The organism is Halobacteriovorax sp. ZH5_bin.2 (genome assembly GCF_043196375.1).
Taxonomy (GTDB): Bacteria; Bdellovibrionota; Bacteriovoracia; order Bacteriovoracales; family Bacteriovoracaceae; genus Halobacteriovorax_A.
The window spans coordinates 57202-77968 of sequence record NZ_JBEBMJ010000006.1 but is presented as its reverse complement, the minus strand read 5'-3'; the positions used below and the strand labels follow the sequence as shown (position 1 = coordinate 77968).

Genomic DNA, 20767 nt, shown 5'->3' with positions numbered 1-20767 from the left:
AATTCGCAGTATAAATTGGCCATGACTCAACAACAGTATAATATCGCATTTATCATTCTATCAGTTTTAGTATTCATCCTTTCAATGGGAGTAGGCTTCTTCTATATCAAGCTTAAGCAAGAGACGAAAAAGCGTATCGCCGAACATGACAAGATGGAAGCAAAAGAGAAAGAAAGGCAGGCCTTTGTTCGTGACAGCCTTATTACAATTGCTCGTGCTTTTGTACAAAAACAATGTGAGGCCAGTGAAGCTTGTATCCGTTTAAGAATGCTTATTGACCGCGTGGACTTTGTTGAGAATGAAGAGTATCCAATTATCTTTTCGATGTATGAGGAGATTAAACACTTTCCAACACATCAGGCCCGCAAAGACCTATCAAAGCAAGAGCGCTTCTCACAAGATAAGGAGCGATTTGCCATTGAAGACAAACACATGGATAATTTAACTATTGAATGTAATAAGCTAATAACAAATCTTATGGTTAATTAATGCACTACTATGTCCACAATCTTAATCCAATTGCTATCGATTTTTTGGGTGTTAAGATTGCGTGGTATTGGCTGGCCTATTTCTTTGGCTACTTCTGGACACTATATTTAGGTAAATACCTCATTAAAAGGGAAGGGCTAAGTGTCTCTTTTCATCATTATTTAAACTATCTCTTTGCTGGCTTCTTTGTCATGCTTGCCGGTGGAAAACTCTTTTACATCTTCTTTTATAATTTTAGTTACTATGCTGCGGACTTAAAGCGCATTCTCTATTTTTGGCAGGGTGGAATGAGCTTTCACGGTGCCCTTATAGGTGGCGCACTATGGACCTATTACTACGCTAAAAAGCATGGCCTAAAATTCTTCGCCTTGACAGATATTGTTCTAACATGTGTTGGACCGGGCATTATGTTTGGTCGAATTGCTAATTTTATTAATGGTGAGCTGGCCGGAAGAGTTTCAGATGTTCCCTGGGCCGTCATCTTTCCAAGATTATATGATTCTAATCCTCGCCATCCTTCACAACTTTATGAAGCCTTTCTTGAAGGATTAGTCTTATTTCTTATTTTATTTATTTTGAAAAAGAATTTAAAAAGACCAGCTTTAAACTCTGGCCTTTTTCTTATCATCTATGGAATTGGTCGTTTCATTGTTGAGTTCTTTCGAACTCCTGATCCACAAATCGGGCTTTTCTTTAACCTCTTTTCTGTGGGGCAATTCTACTGTTTTGCGATGATACTCATTGGAGTGGCAATTATTTTTTGGCCTTCTCGTTTATCGCATTCTCGTACTGCTTAAGTAACTCTGGATCAACTTCAGTTGGCGTGATCTTACGAAAACTCTTACGAGCATTAATCATATTCTCACACTTGTGGACGGCACCGTCACCTTCAACTGGAACGTTTTTACGCCCATCTTTCATCCAAGTAATTTCTTTTCCACAATAACGACATGATGCCATGAGTAACTCCCTGATTTTAAAGCAATTTAGAGTGTCAATTTTAGTGGTTTTAGGTTATTCTAACAACTATAAAAATAAACTGGAGTGCATAGTGTTAGATATCAAATTTATCAGAGAAAATGTTGATTTAATGAAGGATGTAATTGCGAACAAGCGAGTTGGTCTTGATCTTGATGAACTTCTTTCAATTGACTCTAAACTCTCTGAGCTAAAGACGAAACAACAGGATTTACAAGAGAAGAGAAATGCTCACTCGAAATTAATCCCAAAAGCATCTAACGAAGAAAGGCCAAAACTTATTGCTGAAGGTAAAGAAATTGCCAACGAGCTTAAGGAAATGAATCCAGAAATTAGTGAACTTGAAGAAAAATTTAAGGCACTTATGTATGTTGTTCCAATGGTTCCATCAAAAGATGCACCAGTTGGAAAAGATGACAGTGAAAATGTTGTCAGTCGTGTTGAAGGTGAGAAGCCAAATTTCTCATTTGCGCCAAGACACCACGTTGAAATTTTAGAAATGAATGAATGGGCTGAATTTAAGAATATCGCAAAGGTTTGTGGGTCACGTTCTTATTCTCTTAGAAATGATATGGTTCTTCTTGAGATGGCCATGCACCGTCTAGCTCTTGATATGCTAACGGAAAAAGGCTTCACATTAGTTTCATCGCCATCAATGGCAAGAGAAGATGCTCTTTATGGAACTGGTCACTTCCCAACAGGAAGAGAAGACGCTTACTATATTCCAGAACATGATATCTACCTTTCGGGAACGGCAGAAGTTCAATTAAATAGTCTTCACGGTGGTGAGATTATTAATGAATCAGATCTTCCTATCCTTTACGCTGGTTTCTCTCCATGTTTTAGAGGAGAAGCGGGAAGTTATGGTAAGGATGTAAAAGGTCTTATCCGTGTCCACCAATTCCAAAAAACAGAACAATTCGTTATCTGTAAAGGCGATGAAGCAGAATCTGAAAAATGGCACAAGTCACTACTTGAAGCTGCTGAAGAGTTCTGTAAGGCCCTTGAGCTTCCATATCAAATCCTAGAAGTATGTACAGGGGATATGGGTGCTGGAAAATATAGAATGTACGATATTGAGTGTTGGGTACCAAGTGAAGAGAAGTACCGTGAAACTCACTCATGTTCGGCACTTCATGACTGGCAATCAAGAAGAACAAACACTCGCTACAGAGATGCAGATGGAAATGTTAAACACGTTTTCACTTTAAATAACACGATGGTTGCAACTCCAAGAATTCTTGTTCCTTTCATTGAAAATCATCAACAAGAAGATGGTTCAATTTATGTTCCTGAGAAATTAAGAGCATATATGGGTGGAAAAGAAGTTCTTAAGGGACGTAACCGCCAATAGGTTGACTTTATGAGGGAAGGATCAGGCTTATTGTCTGAACTCCCTGCTCACTTCGTGATAACTTGAGCTCACATCCATGCGTCTTTGTCATGGATTGGGCCAAGCCTATCATTTGCGTATTTGTACTAAGCATCTCACCCTTCAGGATTCTTACTCCTCGAGATCTCGCCTCAAGAATTAATAAACTTAGTAACTCTTTACCAATACCAATACCTTGGTATTTATCAATGATTGTAATGGCAAACTCTGCAATAGCTGGATTGTCTCGTTGAATATCGAATCTTGCAACACCCATTGGATGAGAAGGGCTTGTGATAGTCGCGACTCCGATAGCGTAGTGAAACCTCTTATCATACTCCGTGAGATTGATTAGCTCTTTTGCTGTTAGTCCCTTCTTTGCACCAAAGAAACGGTGATAGATGGACTTTGGTTTCATTTCATGGATACCTTCAAGTAACATCTTCTTATCAAGAGGGCCGATTTCACGAATCTGTGCTTTATGGCCTGCAAAATCGTAAATATGGTCTAGAGCTAAAGCTTCCACACTGAAATAGTATCACAGCTTCATTTGAGAGTATGAATTTTTTGACACAGCCTCCACTAAATGCGTAAAATTATAAGTAAAGTACTTATGGAGGAGACTTAATAATGGATAATTTCTACCCACTTAAAAAAGTGGCCGATATATATGGTGACCCAAATTTAAAATTTGAAATTCAAGATCTTGAATCTGCAGGGCAAATTCCTGCTTCTCGTAAGTACAGAAGTGGTGCAATCTTTAGAAAAGGTTGGCCAGTAAATTTACTTCCAAAAATTGGCGAACAAGTTGGATATTTCAAGAAGTTTGAAAAGTCGACTTCAGTTTGTGTTTTCACGACAAAAGGTGGAGTTCTTAAATCAACTCTTGCTCTAAATCTAGCTCGTACAGCTGCTCTTCATGGACAGCGAGTATGTGTGGTTGGGCTTGATATTCAAGGCGATGTGACGACATCTCTTGGTTATGATACTGAGTCTGATGATAGTGGAAGCCTCGATGAGCTTATTCAAAAACTAGATCAAACTAAAGGCCTTTGTGATTACTTCTCTGGAGAGGCAACTCTCGATGAAGTAATCGTTCAACTAGGAATGCCTAATTTATTTATTATTCCAGAGACTCCTGAGCTAGTAGCTCTTAACGACTCATTAAATAATATAAACCGTCGCGAGTTTTGGTTAAAAGAAAGAGTGATTGATCCGCTTAAAGAACATTTTGATCTTGTGATCATGGATTGCTCTCCTAATTGGAATAAGCTAACGACTAATGCACTTGTGGCCAGTGATGCACTGATTTCGCCTCTAGAGTGTAAGATTAATAATTTTAGAAACTTCAGGGTATTCTCTCACTTCTTAAAAGAATTTAAGGATGAGATGAGATTAGATTTTGAATCAATCTTTGTTCCAACAAAGTATTCGACAAATAAGAAGTTAAGTAATGATATCTTAAATTGGTACTATCAAAATGTTGCAGGTTGTACGACTGTTGGTATAAAAGAATCAGTAAGTGCTGAAGAGGCCATGGCGCTTAATCTTTCGATTGCAGAGCATGCTGCAGGGAAGGCCATTGCAAAAGACACGGTCGAATTATTCAAACAAATTCATCAGGCCATTTCAAATTATCATGTAAGAAAGTCTGAACAAAATGAACTTCCTGGCCATCAGGCGCGAGTTTTCGGCGGACTTGGGCAAGCGAATTTTGGAAATTTAAGTAATAGGTTTTAATTATGGCCATTGGTTTAAATGATTTAACAGCTAAGAAACAGACCAAGAAGGTTGAAGTTACTCCTGCTGTTGTTGCAGTTGAAAAAGTTGTAGCACCAGATGTAAGTGTTGAAGATACGCTTGAAAAACAACAAAGGCCTTGGGAAGGAAAGTTTCAGGCCCAAAAAAGCTCTGTGGCCAATCAAGCTGTTAAAAGAGCGAGAGAAATTTCTGTTAAGAATGAGCTTCATGCAAAAGAGCTTAGAAAGAGTTTTACTAGTGCTCAGAAAGAATTAGAAATTAATCAATATATTGAAAACCGTGAGAAAGAGTTTGTTGATTTAGATTCATCTAAGAATATGCTTAAGTCAAAGAATCGCATTAAGATGCAGCGCTCTTTATTTAAGAGGCTAAGGGATTCAATTTTTAGGTCTTAATTTCATATCAATATTAAAATTATGAAATTCTTTTTCATTAAAGCAATGAAGAATTTTAGGGGAGTACTTCTCGATAACATCTTTCGAGTTAGCTCCTCTGAAAAGCTCATTAAAGGCATTAGAGCACACTTGCTTTGTGAATTTATGTTTGATTCCACTACACTGTCTAATAAAATCACAAGAATGAGGATAGCCTCGATAGCACTTCATTGATTCAATATCACATGTATTTTCATCCACTACCTTTGTATTACAGGAAGTGAGTAGAAAAATTAAAACTGCTATACTAGACAATATTTTCATCGATTAATATATCCTTAAACTTGTTAATGACATCATGTTCGTAATGATCAAGTTGATTCATCGTTAATTCAGTTAATGCATCTCTTGCATTCATCTTATGCACGGTAACCATTTTATCGTAAGTATTTACTAGTGAGATAATCATTATGGGAAGACTTAATTCCTTTAGACGATTTGGTCCTGAACCACCCTTGACTTCCTCGTGATTGACGATAAGGTCGAGAACTCCTTTTGTTACCCATGGCCTATCTTTTAGAGCACTGACTGCATCTTTGACGTGTAGGCTATAAACTCTTTGCTCATCATCACTTAGTTCTTCTTTCATCTTTTTAAAGAGTTCTTGATCCTGACTATTTAAGCGCGTGATTCCAACGTCGTGGAGTAGGCTTGCCGTTGCAATATTTGAAATTTCAGTATCATTGCAGCCAGCTCTAATTGCGAGTCTAGTGGCAAGGGTTGCAACATTCATTGAGTGCTCAATAATTAAATTCGTATCGACTGTTTTTTTATCAAAGAATTGTTTTAAGGCATCTGGCCCTGAAGAGAGAACTTTTTTTAGCTGGCCAGCAGCAAGCTCAGTCATTTGATAATTTTCTTCTTTGTCTGGTGCCTTCATTGTTTGTTCGATGGCGGTTTTACAAGCTCCATCAACAACTTCAATCTTCTCTTTAATTGGTAGGTCAAGGTCTTGAAGCTTTGAATCTAGAAGTTCTCTGATATATTGTTGATATTTTTCAACATCCGCTTCAAGAATATAGAACTTTGCAACTTGTTGCTTATTTAACTTTTCAAGCTTTTCACGTGAGATAGCACTGCCTGCCTCTTGATACTTAAGATAGGTTTCTTTAAAGTAAATATATAAATCAAACGTTATGATGCTTTCTGCTTCAATTGTTGTGATTCTTAGAGGGTAATAATTCATAAATCCTAATTCATTAAAACTATTAATAAAGTCTATTAATTTAATTCTATGGTGAATTTAGAATTTACACAACTATAGAGACTTAGCACTACTTGTGTTTATTGAGAGGAATGTAAAGTGCCACAAGAGTTCCGATGGGTTTTCGCTTAATTGTAAACTTTATCTTAAGTAATTCGCAATATGAGGGAATGATGAAGTGGACAAAACCGGAACCTTTTTCTCCTAAAGTACCAAAGCTGATCACCTAGTTTTAAATCGACCCTTAATGACTTGTGTAGAGTTACTAAATCCACAAGATAGACTTCATTAGGTAAACATATTTATTTGTATAATCGAAATTTAAAATATTTTGATTTTGAGCTTTGAAAGTCTCGTTATTAATCTGTACAATTGTCTGCGTTGCGAGAATTTCTTTTGCTGGAATGAAAAGAAGAAGTAATAATAAAATTTACTCTCTAAAAGAGTGTGATTTTATTTAAACAAACTTTAAATAACAATTGTGTAGCCAAATGAAAAAAAACTTGAATTTCTATTTTGATTTCACGTCTCCTTATTCATACCTAAGTATGTTGCAACTAGATGCAGGGCTTTTGGCCGAGAAGTATGAGATTAATTATTGCCCCGTAATGGTGGGAAGGCTTTTTGCCTTAAATGAAATGAGCGCACCTGCGCAAGTAAAGAATAAGGCCTTGTACTTATTTAAAGAAGCCTTAAGAACAGCTGAGCACTTGGGTGTAAAGCTAACGTCACCAAAGATGCTTCCATTTAACTCTTTACCTTACTTAAGAATGGCCCTGGGACTTAAGAATGATAAGTTAAAACAAGCAGCATTTATTCTTGAAACATTTCATTATGGTTGGAAGTACGGTCACGATTTTAATGACTATAATCAGTTTAAAGAGTTTATTACGAAAAAATGTTTGACACTAGAAGAGTACGAGCGTTTAGATAGTGATCGTAACTTAAAGAAAGAGTTAAAGCTTGATATTAATCGTGCCTTTGATAAAGGAGTCTTCGGTGTACCAACATTTGAAGTTGACGATGATTTTTATTGGGGTAATCACAATATTGACTTTCTCGCAAAAAATAAATTTTTAGATTATAATGAACACGAAGAATTTGTTAACTTTAAAAAGTTCTTCGAGGAAGAAAAATGAAATTGAAATTAAAACTACTTTTTATTCTATTAATTGGTCTTAGTGTACATGCAAACACTAAGGTTATGATGAAAACGAATTATGGTGACATCACAATTAAGCTTTATGATAAAAAGGCGCCTGAGACAGTAAAGAACTTTTTAAGCTATGTTAACTCTGGTTTCTATAATGGAACTATTTTTCACCGTGTAATTGATGGATTCATGATTCAAGGTGGAGGATATGATACAAGCCTTAAAAAGAAGAAGACAGAAAAGCCAATTAAGAACGAAGCGACAAATGGTTTAAGTAATGTTCTTGGAACAATTGCGATGGCAAGAACTTCTGTTATTAATTCCGCAACATCACAATTCTTTGTGAACGTAAAAGATAATACTTTTCTTGATCACTCTGGGCCAACGCCATCACAATATGGTTACGCAGTATTTGGAAAAGTTATTAGTGGGATGGCCGTTGTTAACCGAATCAAGAAATCAAAGACTGGAAGAAATGGCCCATTTCAAAACCTTCCAGTATCAAATATCGAAATTAAGAAGGTTTACGTCCTTCCTTAATTCTTAAACCTTACAGAAGTACTCAAATATATAGCTCGCAAATAGCAAATTCTTCGTAGGGAAGAATTTGCTATTTTAGTTAAGATATAATCTGAGTATGGGCTCATTAAAGATAAGTAGCAAAACAAGTAATAAATTATCTAGTAAATCGAATTTAAGTTATTCTAAATTTAATCAAATTAATGGCAAGCATCCGCTTCAGGACAGTTGCCAAGATTCCTTTATTACATACCAGGTACGAAAGAGGCACGGGGGAAGTGTTGCTTACTTTAACTTTGAGCTAGCTAAGGAGATGGGGCTAATCCCTGAAGAGCATGAAAATAGCCTTACAAAAGACCTTGCTCAAAAAATTCTCGATACATTCTCCATCGTGATCATTAATGAATATGACATTGAAAATGGTGTTGAATATCCAAAAGATGAAATCTTACCAAATCGCTACATGGCAACTCGCTATCTGCAGCTTCAGCACCCAAATAAGCAGGGGAAGACTTCTGGAGATGGCCGCTCGATTTGGAATGGAGCAGTCAATCACAATGGAGTTACTTGGGACGTCTCAAGTCAGGGAACTGGGGCAACAAAACTTTCTCCTGCAACGCACATCCAAAATAAGTACTTTAAAACCGGAGACCCTTCTATCTCTTACGGTTGCGGCTATTCTGAGTTTGATGAAGGTCTTGCAACTCTTATGTTCTCAGAAGTTATGCAAAAGAATAATTATGAGACGGAGAGATGTCTTGCCATTATTAAATTTAAAGATAATATCTCAATCAATGTTAGGGCCAATAATAATTTAATCAGGCCTTCTCATATGTTTAATCACCTTAAACAGGCCAACTTTAACGCCTTAAAAGATATTGTTAATTACTATATTGATCGTCAAAAAATGAATAATGCTTGGCAGAAGGTACCCAAGACAACGAAGGCGAGATATCGTTACTTTTTAAAGAAGCAAGTTGAAGTATTTGCAAAGCTTGCGGCAAATTTTGAAGATGATTATATCTTTTGTTGGCTGGATTGGGATGGAGATAATATCCTTATGAATGGGGGAATTATCGACTATGGCTCAATTAGGCAATTTGGACTCTATCACCATGAATATCGCTTTGACGATGTCCAGCGCTATTCAACCACAATTAAAGAACAAAAAGATAAGGCCAAGTATATTGTTCAATCCTTTGTACAGATTGTGGATTTTTTAGAAACTAAAGAGAAGAAGCCTATTGCAGAATTTGCAACAAGCGAGTATCTCGAAAAATTTGATGAGATTTTTGAAACTCAAAAGAAATATAATCTGATTTCTAAAATTGGTATTTCTCCAAAATATCATGATTGGCTAATTCAAAAAAACTCTCAAGAGATTGAGGAGCTACAAAGGTCTTTTTATTATTTCGAAAAAGCAAAATCTAGATTTGGACTTTATGAAGTTAGTGATGGAATTTGCTGGGATGCAATTTTTAGTATGCGCGATATTTTACGTGAGTATCCGCAAATGATATTAAGTCGAGGAGAGTGGATTACTCGTGATGAGTTTATTAATATTGCTAAGTCTAGTTATGCAAGTAAGGCTGACTTAGAGATTAATTCATACCGTGCAAACAAAATTGACTCTTTTCAAGATTCTTATATTAAGTTAATTAATTTGGTTTCAAAGAAATCAAAGAAGAGATTTGATGAAATACTTTTAGAAGTTGTCATGCGCTCATCAATCATCAATAAGTATGAAAGAGTAACAGGGGATAGTATCGCTCGCATTGTTGAATCAATGATGAAGAAGTATAAGAAGTTCGATCCACAAACGATTTTCAATGTGGTTCATGACTTTAGGGAAAATCAAACATTCGACCCTGATAATATCAGTCCAAAGAGTGAGCGTGTTGCAAATGAGAAGAAGCATTTAAGGCCTATTGTAAAAGAGCTTCTTAAAATAGTCAGAGATCACAGAGAAGGCATATAGCAAATGAAAATTGGACTATATGGTGGTGGCGACTTTTGTGATAATGTCGAGATTGATGAGCATATTCTTGAGCTTTGTAAGAGCGATTCACCAAGCATAACTTATATACCTGCAGGATCTTATGAATCTGAATTAGAATTCATTGATTTAATTATGGCCTATAAGAAAATTGGTTTTAAGAGATTTATTCATCTTCCTGTTGATCATGAATTTGATCGAACTCTAAAAGAAGAGGCCCTTCAAAGTGATGTGATTCACCTAGGAGGAGGAAATACCTTTTATTTTCTAAAACATCTTAAAGAAAGTGGAATGTTTGAAGAACTGATTGAGTATGTAGGGCGAGGGGGAATTCTAACAGGACTCTCTGCTGGCGCCATTATCACAACTCCCAATATTTTAACGGCCTCTTTCCCTCCTTGGGATCGCGATGATAATGAAGATGATGTAACTGACTTTAATGCCATGAATATTATTGACTTTGAATTCTTTCCACATTATCGCAAATCAAAACGTTATGATGACGAACTAAAGAGACATTCGATTCTATCTCGTTATCCAATTTATGCATGTCCAGATGGAAGTGGGCTCGTGGTTACAGATGAAGAAATTGTTGTTCACGGAGAGTGTTATATTTTTGAAAAAGGTCAGAAATATAAATTATAACTTTCTTTTACTCGGTCTTGTCAGTAAGAAAACAATAACTCCAATTCCAATTAATGAAACGATGACTTTAATCGTTGGATTAACATCTACATAAATTAGAGTGTAAGAAAAGAGTGCTACGATCATTGAGATGGCAATAATTTTTGACTTCACACTGACAACACCATACTTATTCCAATCTGTGATAATTGGACCAAATACTTTGTGATCCAGTAACCATTGATAGTATTTTTCATTACTTTGCGAAAAGAAGTATGCACTTAGTAGTAGAAACGGAGTTGTAGGAATAAGAGGAAGAAAGATACCAATAAAGGCAAGAATCACAAATGCAATTCCAAAGCTTAGGTAAATGGCCTTTCTACTCTTATTAATCATTAAAAAGTCTTTATTGGTGAATTAGGCTTCTTCTTTGCTCTAATACAAAACCTTACTGGAGCAGGGTAGCCTTCAACTGTTTTAGTTTTATCTTCTGGGTCCAAGAAGTCTTCAAGAGATTGATGTGGAGGTGGACACCATTTTGTTTGTCTCTGCTCTTCAAAATTCGTTGTTGAAACAGAAACAACTTCCATATCAATAAAGCCTGTACGATTAATCCAATTCTTAAGACAACTAAGAGTTGGTAGAAACCATACATTTCTCATCTTTGAATAACGGTCTTCAGGGAAGAGGCAAATCGTTTCTTCACCAGGAATACCAATTGTTTCCATAATCATCTCACCACCGGGAACAAGTGACTCTCTAATTGAGATTAGCTGCTCAAGAGGATGACGGTGATGGTAGAGAACACCCATCGAGAAGACAACATCAAAGAATGATCTAAAATTTGGAAGGTCTTCAATTCCAAATAATTCAAATTTTAAATTGTCGTATTTCTTAAAATGATTGATAAATTCAAATTGGGCCTGGTTATGTAGGACTGGATCAATTCCAATAACTAGTTTTGGATCTTGCTTGGCCATTTCAAACATATAGTAACCATTGTTACAGCCTACATCTAAGACAACCTTATCTTTTAAGTCCGGAAGAGACTCTTTTAATCTTTGCCACTTCTTATCGGAACGCCATTCTGCATCAATGTCGAGTTCACCAACTTGAAAAGGTCCCTTTCGCCAAGGAATAAGCTTTGTTGCCGTCTCTAGAGTTTCTTTTGAATCTTCTTCTAGAGAAGGAATGATATCGAAGATCTCTTTATATTCTCTTTGGTACTTTGTACGAAACATTTGAATCTTTTCGCCTTTAAGCTTTCTTAAAGATTCAATATCAACTCGATTACCAAATTTTTCTAAGTATTCTAAATTATCCATTCTCTTCCTATTTGATACATAGGTAACAAGCAAAATTATACCATCTAAAAATCATTTCAGATTTCTTAAATCCTGCTTCATCAAGCATTTTAAGTTGTTGTTGTGGAGTAAGAGGTCTAAGAACATTTTCGAGGGCCTCTCGCTTTTGGGCAATCTCCATCTCACTATAACCATTTCTACGTTTGAAATCGTAATATAGATCAATGAGTAGGTTATCAATTTGCTCGTCTTGGCAGATGATTTTTTCCGCTAAGATAAAGCAGCCATTATCATTTAGGCCATTGTAGATATTTTTAAGAACATCAAGACGCTCTTCGACTGGTAGGAATTGAAGCGTATAATTCATAATTGCCATACCAGCATTTTCGATTTTTACATCAGTAATTGATTCCTCTAGTAACTTAACATGATCTTGTAAGCCGTGTGACTTAAGCTTCTGCGCAGCTTTCTCAAGCATCGGTCTTGATGTATCAATCCCTATAAATTGAGGTAGCTCTTTATCGTTTTGGCGAAAGTAGTCGGCCATTAAAAGCATTGTTGTTCCTGTCGAACATCCAAAATCATACACTGTTCCTGACTCATAAAATCGTCTTGTCAGGTCGATGATAATTTTGTGAATCTCATGATAATTAGGAATACTACGTGACACCATGTCGTCAAATACAGAGGCCACATCTTGATTGAATTCAAAATCTGAGATTTTTTCTATTTTCTTTGCAAAGACATTGTCTTTACCAGCGTTTAAAAATTTATTTTCCATGTGGCGAAACTAGAATATCTTTTGGATATTGTCCAATCTAGTATAAAAAATACTCCATCTTTTCTCTTTAATTTCAATGATTTACTGATACGCGTGATTTTTTCCTTTGAATAAGCAATTTTTATTGGTATGTAAACAAAATATATATTGAAATAACAGCGCAGGTTCTATGAATAACGAATTGGATAGAGGGGAAGCTTTTAACGAAACGCTAAGAGTTTTATCCCATGATTACTCGGGGCATATGCATTTGATTAGATTTTGTATTGATGAGTTAATGCAAGATCAGGATCAAGATAACCCATTTGTGAAAAAATTAAACCAAGGTCTTGAACGTTTTGAGAATGATTTAAATCTTCTTAAACAATCGACGCCATACTTCTTAGATGAAGATGTTCCTTTAAGTAAAATTGCAGCAAGGGCCTTCGGTCAAGTACGTATCTACTTAAAGAAACATTATGCAGATTTAACATGGTCTATTGAAAATGATTCAACCGTAAAAGGTTCTCAGGCCAATGACTTATGTGAGATCTTGTTCTCTTTTGCCCACTTATTTTCGACTCTCGCAAAAAAAGAAGGCCGAGAGACATTTCATATCACCCTAGAAATTAAAGACGAGTTAAGAAAATTAATTTTTATTAAGTCAGAATTAAACAAATACTTAAGACAAGAGTTAGATTCCATCTTAAACTTAGGTGACGAAAACGAAAAATCATTAAGAAGATATATCGGAATTCATAACTTTCTTGCGAAGGGGAAGGATTACGAAATTCTTGATGGGGACAACAATTTATCGGTGAGGTTTGAATTATGACAATGGCAACGGACAAGGAAATTTGGATTTTAGAGGATGATGAGGGATGTCGTTTTGTTTACGAACAAACGCTCGTTCACCGCTACAACAACTTAAGATTCTTTACTTCAATTGAAGAGTTTCAAAAGGCTCTTTCTAACACAGAAAAGAATCCTGCTCTTATAATTGCAGATCTTATGCTTGATGATGGTAACTTTATGACGTACCTAAATCACTCAAAAGATCGACGCTTAATGGTGATTCCATTTATCATTGTTTCAAGTATTGATGATATCGATGCTCTGAGATTCTGTTTTATGGAAGGTGCACTTGATTACTTAACGAAACCATTTAAGAAAAATGAATTAATCGTTAAGATCGAAAATGTATTTAATGGTAGCCCAAGAAGAATGGTACAACCAATTGCACATAAGTCGATGCTTCTAGACGGAAAAGAAGTTGAGCACTTAACAAGTAAGCAAAAACAACTTCTGGGATTATTTATTAATTCTCCACATCGTATCGTAAGCCGCGATGATATCTTAGATAATGTTTGGGGCGACACAACTGTTCACCCAAAAACTGTCGATGTTCACTTATATAACCTAAGAAGAAAACTTCATGACTATGGTTATATCATTCGTTCAGAAGGTGGCGGTAAATGGTCCCTAATTCCTGATACTTATGAAAAAGCTGCAAGTACAGATGAATCAAATGTTTCATCTAGTAGTAAAGATAGTGAGAACTCAGTATCAGAAAATTCATTATAATTTTTAATTTTTATAAATCGCCTCTACAACTAATAGAGGCGATTTTATATTTAGAAGAAGTTGATTTAAAACAATTATAGTCAATATGATTGAGACGAGACGCCAAGTGAATAAACCGAATAGTAGCTTCAATAAGGAGCTATTAAATTCGAATATCCATTATTGTCACATCGATTTTGATGGGGTGTGTACTTACGTCAATGATCTCTATCTTGGTTATGGCCTGAATATTGGGACCAATCTTTTTAAATATACTCCTGATGATAAAATGGAGTTCTTCCTTAAACAATTCGAGAAAGCAAAGAAAGGAGAGGCATGCCACTTCTTTTCTGAATGCATAAATTTACTGGGGGAGAGAGACCTGTGGGAAATATGGCTTCAGCCAGGCTATTCAGCGACTGGTAGAGAACCTTCTTATATTGAGGTTTATAGCCGAAATACAAATGCCGGCCCTGAAAATTTTATCTCTACTCTATTTAAAAATTTCTATACTGCAACTGATGATGACTTATTTATTTTAAATAATCAGCTTGTTATCTTAGATATTAATAAGGTAACAAAGCAAAGTCTTGTGGGAGAAAAGTTTTCTGAAGTTATTTTCGATGATGAAGAATATCTTTTCTTTTTAAATACATTTGAACAAGCAAAACGTCTTGATGGTGTTGCTCTTAAGGTAACTCATCCTATTTACCGAAAGCGCCGCTCGAAAAAACGCTTTTGTCGCATAAGTGTAACCTATATTGTTATTCAAGGTGTTGGCCGCTATATGGTTCAGATTCGTGATGTTCATCAAGAACATACCAATCGCATCACCTTAAAAATGCAAGAAAAGCAATTTGAAGAGTTTGAACGATGGCGCTCTCTTGGACAAATGTCTGCTGGTATTGCTCACGAGATCAATAATCCATTGTGTATTATTCGCATTCAGGCCGAACAGCTAAAAGATCGTTATGCCGGTAAGATCAAAGACTCTGACCCTGGGTACCTAAAGAAATTAGAAAGTATTATTAAGCAAGTTGATCGCATTGAGAATATTGCAAATAGTTTAAAAATTTATTCTCGCTCATCAAATTCTATCTCAAAAGAAGTTCACAATCTTGATAATTTAATTCAAGACTCTTTAGGACTTTTTCAGGCCCAAACAGGGCGTGAGATTTATATCGATTTCAAAAATCCATTTAGTGAACTTGAGGTTGCTTGCAAGAAGAATGAATTCTATCAAGTCGTTTTAAGTCTTCTTACAAATTCTTATCAAGCAGTTCATAAATTTGAAAGCTTGGAAAAGTGTTGGATTAAAATCTGGGTAGAGGAATCAATGCTTGATCACTTCACTATATATATTCAAGATGGTGGTGATGGAATCAAGGATAAGGACGTTAAGGATATTTTTACACCTTTCTTTACGACAAAAGATGTAGGAGAGGGAACTGGACTCGGATTAAGTATTTCGAAAAAGTTAGCGCTTGAAAATAATATGATTCTTGATTTTGAAAAAGACTTTGAATATACAACATTTTCAATATCGCTAGGCCAAAACGTTGTAAGGCCTAGCGTCGATTCTTAAAAAACTAATTAGCTATTTAGAATTTCTTGTAATTGTCCTGATTGGAACATTTCAGTGATAATATCGTTACCACCTACAAGCTCACCCTTAAAGTAAAGTTGTGGGTAAGTTGGCCAGTTAGAGTAAGCTTTTAGACCTTCTCTAATGTCCATATCTTCTAAAATATTAAATGTCTTATATGGTTTACCTACAGAGTTTAACATTGCAATTGTATTTGCAGAGAAACCACACATTGGCATATCAGGTGTTCCTTTCATGAATAAGAAAAGGTCAGCTGACTTAATTAGTGTTTCGATTTGAATATTAAGTTCTTGTGACTTATCAGCACCAGAAACTGCTTCTCCTTGATTAATAGGAGTTGATTCTTTACCAAGAATGTTGAATGGGTTATCGCTCATATTGATTCCTTTATTTCCTGAGTTTCAATTTCTTCTATCTTACCTAATAATGGCAGTTTTGGAAATAGCTTAGGGTAAGTGTCGGAAATTAAAGACGCTCATTCAACCAGTTACGTAGCTGAATCACTTCATCGATATCAATTTCATGCTCCATTTCATAGGCATGGAATTGTGCATTAGCTCCCAAAGACACCAAATGATCAATTCCTGCTCTTGTTTGATTGATATCAATGACAGGATCAAGACTTCCATGGGCACAGAAAATATCTGTTTGCTTTAGGCAAGTCGAAAGCTCTCGAGGGCATCTTTCTGGGTAGATTCTTGGTGACAAGAGAATAATTCCTCCAAGCTTATGCTCTAGCTGGTAGGCCGTCTCAAGGCTAACACAGCCACCTTGTGAGAATCCTCCAATAAAAATATCGCTATAATCAATATGCTCATTATTGGCCACGATCTCATCAATAATCTTTGTTAAAAGTCTGACACTATTTTCTATGCCTGGAACTGGATTATTGGGTGGAATATCGTACCAACTGTAGCCAAAGTAATACTTCTTTGGAGCGTTAAGCAGTAGGTAACTAAGGCCTGTGACATTAATTTCCTGAGTAAATACTTTATATGATTCCAGGCTATCACCTAGGCCGTGAAGGATAATCATGACCTTTTGTGAACTCGTTGGAGTGATGTCACTTGCAGGTATATAGAATGAGTCGAGTAGCTGTGTTTTTAAGTCGGTTTTCATAGGGAAAAAATATGTGATTGTGTGTTTTTATTCAAGTTTTATCTAAATTTTTTTTATGAACAGTCGATAGAATACTATCTATTGAATCCACGGAACACAGGAGGAAAATGTGTCAACAACTAGTATTTTAAAAGTTGAAACAAGAAAACCGGGAAGATCAACAACTCAAATGAGAAAAGACGGATATATTCCAGGAACTATTTATGGCAAAGGTTTTGCAGGAGCTCAATTTATGGTTCCAAAGCAAGGTCTTTCAAAGTTTTTACACACTTCAGGAAAAGTATTTGAAGTAGAGTTCGAAGGTAAGAAGCATCTTGTAACTCTAGCAGACGTACAGAGAGGACACCTCGGAACAGACTTTGTTCATTGCTCATTCCACAAGGTATCAGCAAAAGATAAGGTTGTTATTTCACTTCCAATTCACTTTGTTGGTGAAGCTGTTGGAACGAAAGCTGGTGGTCTAATTAACTTCAATATGCATGAAGTTGAAGTAGAAGGTTTACCAAAAGATATGCCAGAATCACTAGAGTTCGATATCACTGGTCTTGAGCTTGATGGACACTGGTCTCTAGAGCACTTCACTCTACCAACAGGTCTTACTTGGGCACATGAGCCAACTGCATCAGTTGTTTCTTGCCACCTACCAAAAGTAGTTGTTGAGCCAGAAGTTGAAGAAACTGAAATGGTTGTTGAAACTCACGCTGACGCTGAAGCGGCAGAAAAGAAAGAAGAAGCAGCTTCATAATTTTTAAAAAAATGATTATGTTATAATGAGGGGAGGCCATATGGTCTCCCTTTATTATTTTGGAGCACTCAAATGAAATCATTAGATACATGGCTTGAAATGTACGGTGAATCACATCAGAATAAAATGAATCAACGTATTCATGAAGTATGTGTTCCTCTCATCACTTGGTCTTTACTTGGAATGTTTTGGTGTATTCCTAGGCCAGCTTTCTTTGGTTATTTTAATTGGGCCTGGGCCTTTGTTATTGTGGCCAGTCTCTTTTATCTTTCATTAAAGAACTTAAAGGCCATTAGTGTTGCGCTAGCACTTGTGATTCCTTTTATGCTCTTAACTCAATTCTTCTTCGTAGAACTTCTCGCAGAGTACTTTCTAGTCACATGGATTGTTATTTTTGTTGTTGCTTGGATAGGACAGTTTATTGGGCATAAGATTGAAGGAAAGAAGCCTTCATTCTTTGAAGATCTTCAATTCCTTCTTATTGGACCGATTTGGGTTTTCTTAGGTAAGAAGTCCTAGCGCTAGTTGCGCCAGAAATCTTCATGATATTTAAAATTCGTTAGCTCTTTCACTTTCTGAAGGTAGATGTGAATTTGTGGAGGGAATTGATATTCCGGAAAGATATACATTCCCCATAGATGTGAGGCTAAAAGAATATCTAGAATTGTAAATTTATCACTCTCATAAAACGGTAAAAGCTTTGCCGGAAGTTGAGAAAGTGTTTGATCAAGGCCGTGTAAGTACTCTGCCTTATTTTGTGCAAGTAAGTGAAATGGACCACGCTTGGCCGACTTCTTATTGATAAAATATTCTCTCGCCTCAGGAGTGAATTCTTTTGACCATGCCCAGTAAGGCATACATAAGTTATGAACGTCTTTTCCAAGTTGATCAAGATAGTCACTTAGGAGCTTAAAGCTTTCGCTATTTAGTTTTGAAAGATTTAGATCCTTGTCGCTGTGAATTGCAAGGGCCTTGATTATATCAAGTGACTCGTTCATGATCTCGCCATCAATTTCCATTATTGGTAGCATCTTTGTTCCAGTAAGCTCGACAGGTGTCTTCTCATCGTTGTAATCTAAGACAACTGATTCATATTCGATTCCAAAAAAACCAAGTGCCATGCGAACTCTTACACAAAATGGACAGTGGATATAGTGATAAAGTTTCATATAGATTCCTTTCGGGTTTGTGCGTCATTACGTATCAGTAAATAATAGTACAATATTGTTAAGAATTATTTAAGGAAAAACAATGTCATTAGCAATGCTCTATAAAGAAAGAAAGTTTTGGCCTCTATTTTGGACGATGTTCCTAGGTGCCGCAAACGATAATGTATTTAAAAATGCTTTAATTATCTTAATTACATATAAGAATGTCTCATTATTTGGACTGGGTGCAGAATCTCTTGTGGCCTTTGCCGGAGGAGCGTTCATCCTTCCATATGTCTTATTCTCTGCAACATCTGGTCAAATTTCAGACCACTTTGATAAGGCACAAGTAATTAAAGTTACCAAATATACAGAGCTTGCTTTCATGATCGTTGGTGCAATTGGACTCTTATTAGAGAACTATGGCCTCTTAATGCTGACACTATTTCTCATGGGTGGTCAGTCCTCATTCTTTTCACCAGTAAAGTTTTCTTCTCTTAGAACGATATTAAGAGATGATGAGTTAACGACGGGAACAGCACTTATTGGTGGGGGAACTTTCGTGGCCATTCTTATCGGGACAATTATTGGGGGACTTGCAGCTTCTGCTCCTGATGCAACTAGTACCGCGGCATTTGCTATCTTGGCCTTTTCTGTCTTAGGAATCATTTCAGCGCGTTTTCAAAATAAGATTAATGATATCAATGAAGATGTTAAAATTGATTATACATTTGTAAAACCGACTTTTAGGCTTCTTAGAGACTCTATGAAAGAGAGGAACTCGTTTCGTGCCATGATGGGAGTTTCTTGGTTTTGGTTCTTAGGCTCATTTGTTCTTTCAGTTATGCCAGCCATTATTAAGAATGTTTTCTACGGTAGTGAGATGGTAACAAATATTTTCATGGCGACATTCACGGTAGGGATGGGACTAGGGTCTTGGATTTGTTCAAAGCTATCGGGTAAGAGAATTGAAGTGGGAATGGTTCCGGTTGCGGCAGTGGGGATGTCTCTTGCTGTTTTTGATCTCTACTATATTTCAACTCAGTGGCCGATGTCTGTAACAGGCGCACTTATGCCACCAGCCGAATTCTTTGCACAACCGCTTGCTCTTAGAGCGATTATTGATCTACTTCTAATTACAATATTTGGTGGAAACTTCTATATTTCACAATTAACTTTTATGCAGCATAGTGCTCCTTTAGAGAAGCTTGCTCGTACAATTGCGGCCAATAATATTTGGAATGCTATTTTTATGGTAGTTGCGGCCGTCTCAATTATTGTCCTAAATAAGATGGGCTCAACTGCTCTTGATAATCTTCTTATTCTTGGTGGGCTGAATCTAATCTACGCTGGGATCAGCTACTACTTCTTCCATGAAGAAATGTGGCGTTTTGTTATTCAGCTTTTAACAACTTTTCTTTACGACATTCAGATTGAAGGTGAAGACAATATACCAAAAGAAGGAAGACTTGTAATTGCTGCAAACCATACTTCTTTTGTTGACTGGGGTGTGGTGATGAGTCTTTCACCAAGACCTATTCGTTGGGTCATTGATCATCGCTATTATAATATTCCGGGGCTAAAGCAGTTCTTTATGCAAGGGCACTTAATTCCAATTGCAACGAGAAAAGAAGATCCTAGAATACTTGATGAAGCATATTCAAAGTTAAATTTGACACTGAATGAAGAGCGTTGTGTAGGCTTCTTTCCTGAAGGATGGATCACTCGTGATGGTGAGCCAAGAAGGTATCAGCCTGGAATTAAAAAAGTCGTTGAGCAGACTAACGCACAAGTCGTTCCAATCGTGATTAAAGGCCTCTGGGGAAGTTTTTATTCATTTTCAGGAAAAGGTGTTTTTAAAGGAATTCGTTGGAATTTTTTAAAGCGTAGGAAAATTAGAGTTGTGATTCTACCTTCTATCCCACCAGAAAACTTCTGTTATAAAGATCTCGAAGAAAAAATGGTCGTAGAATATAAAAAGCCTCTGTAGTA

The 20767-nt window shown here is 36.3% G+C and carries 24 protein-coding genes; 15 read left to right on the top strand and 9 right to left on the bottom strand.

Annotated elements, in window-relative coordinates; all coding sequences use genetic code 11:
- The first annotated feature begins 21 nt into the window (after positions 1-21).
- Both ABMA76_RS14360 and lgt read left to right on the top strand, forming a co-directional pair.
- Positions 22-489, top strand: a complete 468-nt coding sequence (locus tag ABMA76_RS14360) for a DUF2489 domain-containing protein (protein WP_392856806.1) — start codon at positions 22-24, stop codon at positions 487-489.
- Positions 489-1286, top strand: a complete 798-nt coding sequence (lgt, locus tag ABMA76_RS14355; protein ID WP_392911506.1) for a prolipoprotein diacylglyceryl transferase — start codon at positions 489-491, stop codon at positions 1284-1286. Before ABMA76_RS14360 ends, lgt begins: the two co-directional genes overlap by 1 nt.
- Here the strand turns inward: lgt and ABMA76_RS14350 are convergent.
- Positions 1243-1449, bottom strand: a complete 207-nt coding sequence (locus tag ABMA76_RS14350; RefSeq protein ID WP_021266340.1) for a hypothetical protein — start codon at positions 1447-1449, stop codon at positions 1243-1245. The genes lgt and ABMA76_RS14350 overlap by 44 nt on opposite strands.
- A gap of 91 nt (positions 1450-1540) precedes the next feature.
- Between ABMA76_RS14350 and serS the strand changes: the two genes are divergently transcribed.
- Complete coding sequence (gene serS / locus ABMA76_RS14345; protein WP_392911508.1) at positions 1541-2821, top strand: serine--tRNA ligase; 1281 nt, start codon at positions 1541-1543, stop codon at positions 2819-2821.
- 7 nt (positions 2822-2828) lie between these two features.
- Here serS and ABMA76_RS14340 read toward each other — a convergent pair whose 3' ends face one another.
- The gene (locus tag ABMA76_RS14340; RefSeq protein WP_392911510.1) at positions 2829-3365 is read right to left on the bottom strand and encodes a GNAT family N-acetyltransferase; all 537 of its coding nucleotides are present in this window, start codon (positions 3363-3365) and stop codon (positions 2829-2831) included.
- 104 nt (positions 3366-3469) lie between these two features.
- Between ABMA76_RS14340 and ABMA76_RS14335 the strand changes: the two genes are divergently transcribed.
- The gene (locus ABMA76_RS14335; protein WP_393061952.1) at positions 3470-4579 is read left to right on the top strand and encodes a ParA family protein; all 1110 of its coding nucleotides are present in this window, start codon (positions 3470-3472) and stop codon (positions 4577-4579) included.
- Positions 4580-4581: 2 nt separating this feature from the next.
- On the top strand, positions 4582-4995 hold the full coding sequence (locus tag ABMA76_RS14330; RefSeq protein WP_392911514.1) for a hypothetical protein: 414 nt from the start codon (positions 4582-4584) through the stop codon (positions 4993-4995).
- Between the two features lie 286 nt (positions 4996-5281).
- On the opposite strand, the gene ABMA76_RS14325 is transcribed toward ABMA76_RS14330, so the two are convergent.
- On the bottom strand, positions 5282-6220 hold the full coding sequence (locus ABMA76_RS14325) for an HD-GYP domain-containing protein (protein ID WP_392911516.1): 939 nt from the start codon (positions 6218-6220) through the stop codon (positions 5282-5284).
- A 509-nt stretch (positions 6221-6729) separates the two neighbouring features.
- Here ABMA76_RS14325 and ABMA76_RS14320 point away from each other — a divergent pair.
- The 4 genes from ABMA76_RS14320 to ABMA76_RS14305 all read left to right on the top strand — a co-directional run bounded on the left by ABMA76_RS14320 (position 6730) and on the right by ABMA76_RS14305 (position 10551).
- A complete protein-coding gene (locus ABMA76_RS14320; RefSeq protein WP_392911518.1) occupies positions 6730-7377 on the top strand; it encodes a 2-hydroxychromene-2-carboxylate isomerase in 648 nt (215 codons plus the stop codon).
- Positions 7374-7931: a peptidylprolyl isomerase gene (locus tag ABMA76_RS14315; protein ID WP_392856785.1), complete on the top strand. Its 558-nt coding sequence runs from the start codon at positions 7374-7376 to the stop codon at positions 7929-7931. The genes ABMA76_RS14320 and ABMA76_RS14315 overlap by 4 nt, the downstream gene beginning before the upstream one ends.
- Positions 7932-8028: 97 nt before the next feature.
- Positions 8029-9888 (top strand): hypothetical protein, encoded by a 1860-nt coding sequence (locus ABMA76_RS14310; RefSeq protein ID WP_393061951.1) that lies wholly within the window; start codon positions 8029-8031, stop codon positions 9886-9888.
- A gap of 3 nt (positions 9889-9891) precedes the next feature.
- Complete coding sequence (locus ABMA76_RS14305) at positions 9892-10551, top strand: Type 1 glutamine amidotransferase-like domain-containing protein (RefSeq protein WP_392911522.1); 660 nt, start codon at positions 9892-9894, stop codon at positions 10549-10551.
- Here the strand turns inward: ABMA76_RS14305 and ABMA76_RS14300 are convergent.
- Genes ABMA76_RS14300 through cmoA form a run of 3 tightly spaced genes read right to left on the bottom strand, consistent with a single transcriptional unit; the run spans position 10546 to position 12615 of the window.
- Entirely contained in the window at positions 10546-10926 is a 381-nt protein-coding gene (locus ABMA76_RS14300) for a YbaN family protein (RefSeq protein ID WP_392911524.1), read from the bottom strand. The genes ABMA76_RS14305 and ABMA76_RS14300 overlap by 6 nt on opposite strands.
- Positions 10926-11855 carry a tRNA 5-methoxyuridine(34)/uridine 5-oxyacetic acid(34) synthase CmoB gene (cmoB, locus tag ABMA76_RS14295; protein ID WP_392911526.1) on the bottom strand — a complete coding sequence of 310 codons (930 nt, stop codon included), beginning with the start codon at positions 11853-11855 and terminating at the stop codon, positions 10926-10928. Before cmoB ends, ABMA76_RS14300 begins: the two co-directional genes overlap by 1 nt.
- 7 nt (positions 11856-11862) lie before the next feature.
- A complete protein-coding gene (cmoA, locus tag ABMA76_RS14290; RefSeq protein ID WP_392911528.1) occupies positions 11863-12615 on the bottom strand; it encodes a carboxy-S-adenosyl-L-methionine synthase CmoA in 753 nt (250 codons plus the stop codon).
- 169 nt (positions 12616-12784) lie between these two features.
- Here cmoA and ABMA76_RS14285 point away from each other — a divergent pair, with 169 nt between their 5' ends.
- From ABMA76_RS14285 to ABMA76_RS14275, 3 genes are all read left to right on the top strand, one after another.
- Positions 12785-13429: a hypothetical protein gene (locus ABMA76_RS14285; RefSeq protein ID WP_393061949.1), complete on the top strand. Its 645-nt coding sequence runs from the start codon at positions 12785-12787 to the stop codon at positions 13427-13429.
- Positions 13426-14178: a response regulator transcription factor gene (locus tag ABMA76_RS14280; RefSeq protein ID WP_392856771.1), complete on the top strand. Its 753-nt coding sequence runs from the start codon at positions 13426-13428 to the stop codon at positions 14176-14178. Before ABMA76_RS14285 ends, ABMA76_RS14280 begins: the two co-directional genes overlap by 4 nt.
- A 106-nt stretch (positions 14179-14284) precedes the next feature.
- The gene (locus ABMA76_RS14275; protein WP_393061947.1) at positions 14285-15742 is read left to right on the top strand and encodes a nitrogen regulation protein NR(II); all 1458 of its coding nucleotides are present in this window, start codon (positions 14285-14287) and stop codon (positions 15740-15742) included.
- An 8-nt stretch (positions 15743-15750) separates the two neighbouring features.
- Here the strand turns inward: ABMA76_RS14275 and grxD are convergent, their stop codons facing one another.
- Both grxD and ABMA76_RS14265 read right to left on the bottom strand, forming a co-directional pair.
- On the bottom strand, positions 15751-16140 hold the full coding sequence (grxD, locus tag ABMA76_RS14270) for a Grx4 family monothiol glutaredoxin (protein ID WP_021266492.1): 390 nt from the start codon (positions 16138-16140) through the stop codon (positions 15751-15753).
- An 88-nt stretch (positions 16141-16228) separates the two neighbouring features.
- On the bottom strand, positions 16229-16882 hold the full coding sequence (locus ABMA76_RS14265) for an alpha/beta hydrolase (RefSeq protein WP_392911536.1): 654 nt from the start codon (positions 16880-16882) through the stop codon (positions 16229-16231).
- A 109-nt stretch (positions 16883-16991) separates the two neighbouring features.
- Between ABMA76_RS14265 and ABMA76_RS14260 the strand changes: the two genes are divergently transcribed.
- Entirely contained in the window at positions 16992-17627 is a 636-nt protein-coding gene (locus ABMA76_RS14260) for a 50S ribosomal protein L25 (RefSeq protein ID WP_392911538.1), read from the top strand.
- A 72-nt stretch (positions 17628-17699) separates the two neighbouring features.
- Positions 17700-18146, top strand: coding sequence for a DUF962 domain-containing protein (locus ABMA76_RS14255; RefSeq protein WP_392911540.1), 447 nt, complete (start codon positions 17700-17702; stop codon positions 18144-18146).
- 2 nt (positions 18147-18148) lie between these two features.
- Here the strand turns inward: ABMA76_RS14255 and grxB are convergent, their stop codons facing one another.
- Entirely contained in the window at positions 18149-18796 is a 648-nt protein-coding gene (grxB, locus tag ABMA76_RS14250) for a glutaredoxin 2 (protein ID WP_392911542.1), read from the bottom strand.
- Between the two features lie 82 nt (positions 18797-18878).
- Between grxB and ABMA76_RS14245 the strand changes: the two genes are divergently transcribed.
- Complete coding sequence (locus ABMA76_RS14245) at positions 18879-20765, top strand: MFS transporter (protein ID WP_392911544.1); 1887 nt, start codon at positions 18879-18881, stop codon at positions 20763-20765.
- Positions 20766-20767: the final 2 nt, after the last annotated feature.